Here is a 9,485-nt window from a genome sequence, read left to right on the forward strand (position 1 = left end):
ATCGGCTCAAACATGAAGAAATGAAATGACTGAGTCAGCCGAGAAGAATTTCCCCGCTTATTCGCACCTTCCTTAGCCGATAAATATCATATGTTACGCCTTAAGTAAAACCTTAATCAAATAATTCCTCTGAAATGATAATAAGTCTGGTGAATGTATCGAAGATAATACATACAAAATAAAAATTATACTTTTTATTTTCTATACGTTATTCTGCGCGGGTTATATGCCTTTATTGTCACAGATTTTATTTTCTGTTGGGCCATTGCATTGCCACTGATTTTCCAACATATAAAAAGACAAGCCCGAACAGTCGTCCGGGCTTTTTTTAGAATTGGATAATCCTTATCCAGAGCATTTAATCGGTGTTGCTTTTTTCCGCTTTTCCGGCCATTTGTGCCAGGAAGTCATAGCGTTTTTGCAAATCAGCTGCAGCATCTTTCCATAACTGTTCTGCCACTTCTGGCTGCTGCGAATTCAGACGACGGAAACGTTGCTCGTGAAGTAACGTTTCTTCCAGTGCTTCTGACGGCGGGCGTGAATCCAGCGCCAGCGGCAGTTTGCCTTCATCGGCACGACGCGGATCGAAGCGATATAGCGGCCAGAAGCCGGTAGCTGTGAGTTGGCGCATCTGGTCATGGCTGAGTGCCAGATCGTAACCATGCTCTTCACACGGGCTATAAGCAATGATCAGCGATGGTCCCGGATACGCTTCCGCTTCCTGAATCGCTTTCACCGTCTGGTTCAGTTGCGCGCCGAGAGAAATCTGCGCCACATAAACATGACCGTACATCATCATACTGACGCCAAGATCTTTACGCGCTTTACGTTTGCCGTGCTCGCCAAATTTAGTTACTGCACCCAGCGGTGTCGCTTTCGACGCCTGACCACCGGTGTTGGAATAGCATTGCGTATCCAGCACCAGAATGTTGACGTTTTCCGTCAAACTCAATACATGATCCAGACCGCCAAAGCCGATATCGTAAGCCCAGCCGTCGCCACCAATCAGCCAGATTGATTTTTCTACCAGTGCATCTGCGTCACGCAGCAGTTCATGTGCTTCGGCAACATCGTTGAGTTGCTGGCGTAAAGCTGCGACCTGTTCTCGACGAACCTCTGGCGTAGCGTCTGATTTCAACGCCGTCAGTAATTCCGCCGGGATTTTATCGGCAAATTGATCCAGCAGACGCAGCACGCGGACACGGTGTTGATCGACCGTCAGGCGGAAACCAAGGCCAAATTCGGCATTATCTTCAAATAGAGAGTTCGCCCATGCCGGCCCACGACCGTTGGCATCGGTGGTATACGGTGTAGAGGGCAGGTTACCGCCATAAATTGAAGAACAGCCGGTGGCGTTAGCGATCAACATCCGGTCGCCATAGAGCTGAGTCAGCAATTTAATATACGGCGTCTCGCCACAACCGGAGCAAGCACCGGAATATTCAAACAGCGGTGTAATCAGCTGCGATGTACGAATATCAATACGTTCCAGTTTGCTACGGTCTATTTCTGGCAGGTTGAGGAAGAAATCGTAATTGATTTTCTCTTCTTCGACATGTTCCAGGCGAGACATCATATTGATGGCTTTAATCTCTGGATTCTGACGGTCTTTCGCCGGGCAAACTTCGACGCACAGGTTACAACCGGTGCAATCTTCCGGTGCCACCTGCAAGACATATTTCTGCCCGCGCATATCACGCGATTTCACATCCAGCGAATGCAGGCTGGCAGGGGCGTTTTCCATCGCTTCAGGCGGCACCACTTTTGCGCGAATAGCTGAGTGTGGGCAAGCGGCAACGCAGTGGTTACATTGGGTACAGAGTTCCTCTTTCCAGATGGGGATCTCTTCGGCGATATTGCGTTTTTCCCAGCGTGTAGTGCCCATCGGCCAGGTGCCGTCTGGCGGCAGCGCCGAAACGGGGAGGGCATCACCAAGCCCGGCGAGCATCGCAGCGGTTACGGTTTTCACGAAATCAGGGGCGGCATCGGAAACCACTGGCGGTCGATTGGCGCTGTGCGGATTTACCGGTTGCAACGGAACTTCTTCTACGGATTCACGCGCCAGCGCCAGAGCCTGCCAGTTGCGCTCCACCAGATCCTGGCCTTTGCTACTGTAACTTTTGGCAATCGCACCCTGCAATTCTGCGAGGGCGCTATCGCCAGGCAGAATTTGCGTCAGATGGAAAAAAGCCATCTGCATGACGGTATTAATACGGGCCGCCAGGCCACATTCGCGGGCGATTTTCGCTGCGTTAATCACATAGAAGCACGCTTTTTTCTGGTTTAACACGGCCTGAACTTCTTGCGGCAAACGCGACCACACTTCATCTGCGCTGTACGGCGTGTTGAGCAGGAAAATGCCGCCAGGTTTTAAACGCTCAGCCATCTGATATTTATCGATAAACTGCAACTGGTGGCAGCCAACAAAATCAGCCTGGGAAATGAGATAAGCGGAACGAATCGGCTGTTCGCTCACTCGAAGGTGAGAAACCGTCAGACCGCCCGCCTTTTTGGAGTCGTAAACAAAATAGCCCTGTGCGTACCACGGCGTGGAATTACCGATAATCTTGATATTGTTTTTGGTCGCGGAAACGCTGCCATCACTACCAAGGCCATAAAACAAGGCTTCCAGTTTCGCCGAGTTTGGCAGGGTGTTTTCCGGCAACGGCAGTGACAGATTGGTCACATCATCGTAAATACCAACCGTAAAGCGCGCTTTCGGTTTAGCCGCGTTGAGCTCGGCAAATACCGCCAGTACACAGTCCGGGCCAAATTCTTTGGATGAAAGACCATAGCGCCCACCAATGACACGGGGCAGAGTTTCGCGCTCGCCATTATTAAAGGCTTCTGCCAGTGCGGTCATTACATCCAGATAGAGCGGTTCTGCCTGGGCACCGGGTTCTTTGGTTCTGTCCAGTACCGCTACGCTGCGTACGGATCCCGGCAGAGCTTGCAGCAAGTGTTTGGCGGAGAAGGGACGGTACAGGCGAACTTTCAGCACGCCAACTTTTTCGCCACGGGTTAGCAATTCATCAACCACTTCTTCACAGGTGCCAATGGCAGAGCCCATCAGGATAATCACCCGTTCCGCTTGCGGATGCCCGTAATATTCAAACGGCTGATACTGACGACCTGTCGCGGCAGAGAAATCATTCATCGCCTGTTCAACATGGTCATAGACCGCGTTGTACCATGGGTTGGTGGCTTCGCGAGACTGGAAATAAGTGTCAGGATTGGCGGACGTACCGCGGATCACCGGATGTTCCGGGTTGAGCGCCCGGGCGCGATGAGCATCAATTTCGGCCTGCGGCATGAGATCAAGAATAGTGTCATCGGCCAGCGGGACAATTTTATTGATTTCGTGGGACGTACGGAAACCATCAAAGAAATGAATAAATGGCACGCGGCTTTTCAGCGTCGCGATGTGCGAAATGAGAGCAAAGTCTTGCGCTTCCTGGACGTTTGCCGCACACAACATCGCGCAACCCGTCTGGCGCACCGCCATGACGTCGGAATGATCGCCAAAAATAGAGAGTGCATGTGTGGCAACGGTACGTGCCGCTACATGCAGGACAAACGGTGTGAGTTCGCCTGCCAGTTTGTACAGCGTCGGGATCATCAGCAGCAAACCCTGCGATGACGTAAACGATGTTGAAAGGGCACCCGTCTGCAAAGCGCCATGCACGGTAGCGATAGCACCCGCTTCCGACTGCATTTCAACCACGCGTGGTGTGTCTCCCCAAACGTTCTTCAAGCCGTTTCCGGCCCAGGCATCAGCCTGTTCTGCCATCGTGGAACTGGGGGTAATAGGGTAGATGGCGATAACTTCACTGGTGCGAAACGCCACCGAAGCAACCGCGCCATTACCGTCAATAGTAATCATATGACACCCTTACATTGCGCAAATGAGGGGCGCACGAAATTGCTGCGCGCCCAGTAGTAATCTTTCAATTTTAGCAAATGGCTTTCTTCTGCATTTTCGCTTTTGTGTCCCCCACATCAGAGTAATGAATGTTTTGATCAAACAGAGGGCAAAAAAATAGCCATAAAAAAGTAAAAATGCGGGGCAACGCGCAGGACAGCTCTCGACGCCGCCCTCTGTGCTGCCTATTATTTATGGCGGTGTCGTTTGGCTTGAAGATCAGAGGAAGAAGAGATGCGAGCAGCGTTTTGGGTAGGGTGTGCCGCTTTATTGTTGTCGGCGTGTAGTAGTGAGCCTGTTCAGCAGGCGACTGCGGCGCACGTAGCGCCAGGTTTAAAAGCGTCGATGTCCAGTAGTGGAGAAGCAAATTGTGCAATGATCGGCGGTTCGCTTTCTGTTGCCCGTCAACTGGATGGTACGGCGATTGGGATGTGTGCATTACCCAACGGCAAACGCTGTAGCGAACAGTCACTTGCCGCCGGGAGCTGTGGCAGCTATTAATTCATTAAATCCGCCAGCTTATAAGTTAATGTCTGTTTCGCGGTCGCCAGCGTTAACTGGTTCGCGGTCAGATCCACTTGTGCACCTTCTTTCAGCATTTCGCTAATGGTGTTATCGAGTTCATTAAGCTGCGGGTTAGCGCACATCATACGGGTCATTGCCAGCCCTTTGGCTGTCAGTTCACCATTAGACAGTTTGCCTTCACCGCTAAAGCGGTTACACATGCTGCCGGAAATCATCATTTTTTCACCAAAGCTGATTTCTGGCGGATTTTTATCGCTGGTCACGGGCTTACCGTTTACGCTTTCCAGCACAAAGCGATGATGCTGTAGCTGTTCTGGCGTAACAGCAATTTTGTCATTACTTACACATCCCGCCATCAGCAGGCTTAGCGCAACAAACGCGGCTACTTTCTTCATTGTGGTTCTCAATTACAGTTTCTGACTCAGGACTATTTTAAGAATAGAGAATGAAAGGTCATTGGGGATTATCTGAATCAGCTCCCCTGGATTGCAGGGGAGCGGCAAGATTAAACCAGTTCGTTCGGGCAGGTTTCACCTTTTTCCAGATTGCTTAAGTTTTGCAGCGTAGTCTGAGAAATACTGGTCAGAGCTTCTGCTGTCAGGAATGCCTGGTGCCCGGTAAACAGCACGTTGTGGCAGGCGGACAGGCGACGGAATACGTCATCCTGGATCACGTCGTTGGATTTATCTTCAAAGAACAGATCGCGTTCGTTCTCATACACGTCCATACCCAACGAACCAATTTTCTGATTTTTCAGCGCTTCAATTGCTGCCTGAGAATCAATCAATGCACCGCGACTGGTATTGACGATCATCACGCCATTTTTCATCTGATCGAAGGCGGCTTCGTTCAACAGATGGTAGTTTTCCGGTGTCAGCGGGCAGTGCAGAGAGATAACGTCTGATTCAGAGAACAGGGTTGGCAGATCGACATACTCCACACCGAGTTCCAGCGCCGCTGCACTTGGATACGGATCGAACGCCAGCAGACGCATACCAAAACCTTTCAGAATGCGCAGCATCGCCACACCGATTTTACCGGTACCGATAACGCCTGCCGTTTTGCCATACATAGTAAAGCCAGTCAGACCTTCTAGAGAGAAGTTGGCGTCACGGGTACGCTGATACGCGCGGTGAATACGGCGGTTCAGCGTCATCATCATACCGATGGCGTGTTCAGCAACGGCCTCTGGATCATAGGCTGGAACACGGACTACTTTCAGCCCCAGTTCTTTTGCCGCGTCAAGGTCGACGTTATTGAAACCGGCACAGCGCAGGGCGATATATTTAACGCCGTGCTTTTTCAGCTCTTCCAGCACCGGGCGGCTGCCGTCATCGTTTACGAAAATACATACTGCTTCGCAGCCATTGGCAGTTTTAGCGGTTTTTTCCGTCAGCAGAAAGTCAAAAAATTCCAGCTCAAAGCCAAAGGACTCGTTCACCTGTTGCAGGTACTTCTTGTCGTACTGTTTTGTGCTATAAACGGCGAGTTTCATAAGACTTTCTCCAGTGATGTTGAATCACATTTAAGCTACTAAAAATATTTTACAAAATTTCAAATTTAATTGAAAGCTATGGCGATATTGAAAAATTCATCAACAACTATGCTTAGTGTAGGCGCAACCTTCAACTGAACGGTTAAACATGCCACAATACCCGTATTGAATGCTTAATTTTTCGCTAAATCAGGATATTAACTACCCATGCTGGGTAAATATAAAGCCGTTCTCGCGCTGTTATTACTGATTATTCTTGTGCCGTTGACGCTGCTGATGACGCTCGGGCTGTGGGTTCCCACGCTGGCGGGCATCTGGCTACCGCTCGGGACACGTATTGCATTAGATGAAAGCCCACGCATTACGCGTAAAGGTTTAATCATTCCCGATCTCCGTTATCTGGTGGGAGATTGTCAGCTTGCGCATATCACCAACGCCAGCCTTTCACATCCCAGCCGCTGGTTATTGAACGTCGGCACGGTAGAACTTGATTCTGCTTGTCTGGCGAAATTGCCGCAGACGGAGCAATCGCCAGCTGCTCCAAAAACCCTCGCGCAATGGCAGTCCATGCTGCCTAACACCTGGATCAATATTGATAAACTGATTTTTTCTCCCTGGCAGGAATGGCAGGGAAAACTCTCTCTCGCATTAACCTCCGATATCCAGCAACTGCGTTATCAGGGCGAAAAAGTTAAATTTCAAGGCCAGCTGAAAGGGCAACAACTTACAGTCAGCGAACTGGATGTCGTCGCGTTTGAAAATCAGCCGCCGGTTAAACTGGTGGGGGAATTTACTATGCCGCTAGTGCCGGATGGACTTCCTGTAAGTGGTCATGCTACTGCGACGTTAAACTTGCCGCAGGAACCGTCACTGGTAGATGCCGAGCTGGACTGGCAGGAAAATAGCGGGCAATTGATTGTGCTGGCACGGGATAACGGCGATCCGTTGCTCGATTTGCCGTGGCAAATTACGCGTCAACAATTGACCGTAAGCGATGGTCGCTGGAGCTGGCCGTATGCAGATTTTCCTTTGAGTGGCCGACTGGGTGTCAAAGTCGACAACTGGCAGGCAGGGCTTGAGAACGCTCTGGTCAGCGGACGACTGAGTGTGCTGACCCAGGGGCAAGCGGGTAAGGGCAACGCGGTGCTTAATTTTGGCCCAGGAAAATTAAGCATGGATAACAGCCAGCTGCCTCTGCAGCTGACCGGTGAAGCGAAACAGGCGGACCTCATTTTATATGCCCGTTTACCTGCGCAGGTAAGTGGAAGTCTGTCTGACCCAACGCTGACCTTTGAGCCAGGCGCGTTACTTCGTTCAAAGGGAAGAGTCATCGATTCGCTGGACATCGATGAAATCCGCTGGCCTTTAGCGGGTGTAAAAGTCACCCAACGTGGTGTTGACGGACGTTTGCAGGCCATTTTGCAGGCGCATGAAAATGAACTGGGCGATTTCGTGCTGCATATGGATGGGCTGGCGAATGATTTTCTCCCTGACGCTGGCCGCTGGCAGTGGCGCTACTGGGGAAAAGGGAGTTTTACACCGATGAATGCCACCTGGGATGTCGCAGGAAAAGGTGAGTGGCATGACAGCACGATTACGCTGACCGATCTCTCCACCGGTTTCGACCAGTTACAATACGGTACGATGACGGTAGAAAAGCCGCGATTAATTCTCGACAAGCCCGTCGTCTGGGTACGTGACGCACAGCATCCCTCCTTCAGCGGCACGCTGTCACTGGACGCCGGGCAAACGCTGTTCACTGGCGGCAGTGTGTTACCGCCATCAACCTTAAAATTTAGCGTCGATGGGCGCGATCCGACGTATTTCCTCTTTAAAGGCGATTTACATGCTGGTGAGATTGGCCCGGTTCGGGTAAATGGTCGCTGGGACGGTATTCGTCTGCGCGGTAATGCCTGGTGGCCTAAACAATCACTGACTGTATTCCAGCCGCTGGTGCCACCCGACTGGAAGATGAACTTACGCGATGGTGAACTGTATGCTCAGGTTGCATTTTCTGCTGCGCCTGAACAAGGATTCCGCGCGGGAGGGCACGGCGTGTTGAAAGGCGGTAGTGCCTGGATGCCAGATAATCAGGTTAACGGTGTCGATTTTGTCCTGCCTTTCCGTTTTGCCGATGGAGCCTGGCATCTGGGGACTCGCGGCCCCGTTACGTTGCGAATTGCCGAAGTGATTAATCTGGTGACAGCGAAAAATATTACGGCTGATTTGCAAGGGCGTTATCCGTGGACTGAAGAAGAACCATTGCTGTTGACTGATGTTAGCGTCGATGTGTTAGGCGGTAACGTGCTGATGAAACAATTACGTATGCCGCAACATGACCCGGCGCTGTTGCGGCTGAATAATCTCTCATCCAGCGAACTGGTTAGCGCCGTCAATCCGAAACAATTTGCCATGTCCGGGGCATTTAGTGGTGCATTGCCGTTATGGCTGAACAATGAAAAATGGATTGTCAAAGAGGGCTGGTTGGCAAACGCGGGGCCGATGACGCTGCGTCTGGATAAAGACACTGCAGATGCGGTGGCCAAAGACAATATGACCGCTGGAACTGCCATCAACTGGTTGCGTTATATGGAAATCAGTCGCTCATCAACAAGGATTAATTTAGATAATCTCGGTGTGTTAACCATGCAGGCCAACATTTCGGGCACCAGTCGCGTCGATGGTAAAAGCGGTACGGTAAACCTTAATTATCACCATGAAGAGAATATTTTTACGTTATGGCGCAGTTTACGCTTTGGCGATAATCTCCAGGTATGGCTGGAGCAGAATGCCCAGCTACCGGAAACTGGCTGCCCATCAGGAAAAGAGTGTGAGGAAAAACAATGAAAATAGTGATAGCCGCGTTTGCGTCCTCTTTTATGTTGGTTGGTTGCACGCCTCGCATTGAAGTGGCTGCGCCGAAAGAGCCAATCACCATTAATATGAACGTTAAAATTGAGCATGAAATCATCATTAAAGCGGATAAGGACGTTGAAGACCTGCTCAAAACCCGTAGCGATCTATTTTGAGGTGATGATGAAAAGAACATTACTCATAGCTGTATGGGCCATTGGCCTGATGAGCGACAGTGCAATGGCTTTAACCCTGAACGAAGCCAGAAGTCAGGGGCGGGTAGGTGAAACGCTTAACGGTTACCTGGTGGCGCTACAAACGGATGCCGAAACACAGGCATTAGTAAAAGATATTAATGAAGCTCGTAACCATAGTTATCAACAACTGGCAAAGCAAAATAATGTATCCACTAAAGAGATAGCCAAACTGGCTGGACAAAAGCTTGTTGCTCGCGCGAAGTCGGGGCAATATGTTCAGGGAATTAATGGTAAATGGTTGCGCAAATAAATTATAGTTGGCTACAAAATGTATCTATTAATGATCTTTTACAGTATTTAAACTGACGTTAGCATGCTTAATTACCGTGGGTATTTCTACAAAAACCTTATATATCCTTCCCTTAAATAACAAATCATTACCAATATATATGTAATCACAAAATATATATGCAGCGTCAATGAATTATTAGTG

At 50.0% G+C, this 9,485-nt stretch carries 7 protein-coding genes; 4 read left to right on the forward strand and 3 right to left on the reverse strand.

Going from position 1 to position 9,485, the window contains the following annotated elements:
- Window positions 1–358: 358 nt before the first annotated feature.
- Complete coding sequence (gene nifJ, locus OQV04_RS21835) at window positions 359–3,883, reverse strand: pyruvate:ferredoxin (flavodoxin) oxidoreductase (RefSeq protein ID WP_032280820.1); 3,525 nt, start codon at window positions 3,881–3,883, stop codon at window positions 359–361.
- Between the two features lie 273 nt (window positions 3,884–4,156).
- Between nifJ and OQV04_RS21840 the strand changes: the two genes are divergently transcribed.
- Window positions 4,157–4,423, forward strand: a complete 267-nt coding sequence (locus OQV04_RS21840; protein WP_001295715.1) for a putative hemolysin — start codon at window positions 4,157–4,159, stop codon at window positions 4,421–4,423.
- On the opposite strand, the gene hslJ is transcribed toward OQV04_RS21840, so the two are convergent.
- Complete coding sequence (gene hslJ, locus OQV04_RS21845) at window positions 4,420–4,842, reverse strand: heat shock protein HslJ (RefSeq protein WP_001298828.1); 423 nt, start codon at window positions 4,840–4,842, stop codon at window positions 4,420–4,422. The genes OQV04_RS21840 and hslJ overlap by 4 nt on opposite strands.
- 110 nt (window positions 4,843–4,952) lie before the next feature.
- The gene (ldhA, locus tag OQV04_RS21850; RefSeq protein WP_000762229.1) at window positions 4,953–5,942 is read right to left on the reverse strand and encodes a D-lactate dehydrogenase; all 990 of its coding nucleotides are present in this window, start codon (window positions 5,940–5,942) and stop codon (window positions 4,953–4,955) included.
- A 207-nt stretch (window positions 5,943–6,149) separates the two neighbouring features.
- Here ldhA and OQV04_RS21855 point away from each other — a divergent pair, with 207 nt between their 5' ends.
- From OQV04_RS21855 to OQV04_RS21865, 3 genes are read left to right on the forward strand one after another with little or no spacing between them, the layout of a single operon-like run.
- Window positions 6,150–8,789, forward strand: a complete 2,640-nt coding sequence (locus OQV04_RS21855) for a YdbH family protein (RefSeq protein ID WP_032280821.1) — start codon at window positions 6,150–6,152, stop codon at window positions 8,787–8,789.
- Window positions 8,786–8,971, forward strand: coding sequence for a YnbE family lipoprotein (locus OQV04_RS21860; RefSeq protein WP_000706310.1), 186 nt, complete (start codon window positions 8,786–8,788; stop codon window positions 8,969–8,971). Before OQV04_RS21855 ends, OQV04_RS21860 begins: the two co-directional genes overlap by 4 nt.
- 7 nt (window positions 8,972–8,978) lie before the next feature.
- The gene (locus OQV04_RS21865) at window positions 8,979–9,302 is read left to right on the forward strand and encodes a YdbL family protein (protein WP_000831639.1); all 324 of its coding nucleotides are present in this window, start codon (window positions 8,979–8,981) and stop codon (window positions 9,300–9,302) included.
- Window positions 9,303–9,485: the final 183 nt, after the last annotated feature.

Source organism: Escherichia sp. Lx600-2, from assembly GCF_036662595.1.
Lineage (GTDB): Bacteria > Pseudomonadota > Gammaproteobacteria > Enterobacterales > Enterobacteriaceae > Escherichia > Escherichia coli.

Coding starts and splice junctions, on each gene's coding strand:
- nifJ (WP_032280820.1), bottom strand. CDS start 3,883: ATGATTACTATTGACGGTAATGGCGCGGTTGCTTCGGTGGCGTTTCGC.
- OQV04_RS21840 (WP_001295715.1), top strand. CDS start 4,157: ATGCGAGCAGCGTTTTGGGTAGGGTGTGCCGCTTTATTGTTGTCGGCG.
- hslJ (WP_001298828.1), bottom strand. CDS start 4,842: ATGAAGAAAGTAGCCGCGTTTGTTGCGCTAAGCCTGCTGATGGCGGGA.
- ldhA (WP_000762229.1), bottom strand. CDS start 5,942: ATGAAACTCGCCGTTTATAGCACAAAACAGTACGACAAGAAGTACCTG.
- OQV04_RS21855 (WP_032280821.1), top strand. CDS start 6,150: ATGCTGGGTAAATATAAAGCCGTTCTCGCGCTGTTATTACTGATTATT.
- OQV04_RS21860 (WP_000706310.1), top strand. CDS start 8,786: ATGAAAATAGTGATAGCCGCGTTTGCGTCCTCTTTTATGTTGGTTGGT.
- OQV04_RS21865 (WP_000831639.1), top strand. CDS start 8,979: ATGAAAAGAACATTACTCATAGCTGTATGGGCCATTGGCCTGATGAGC.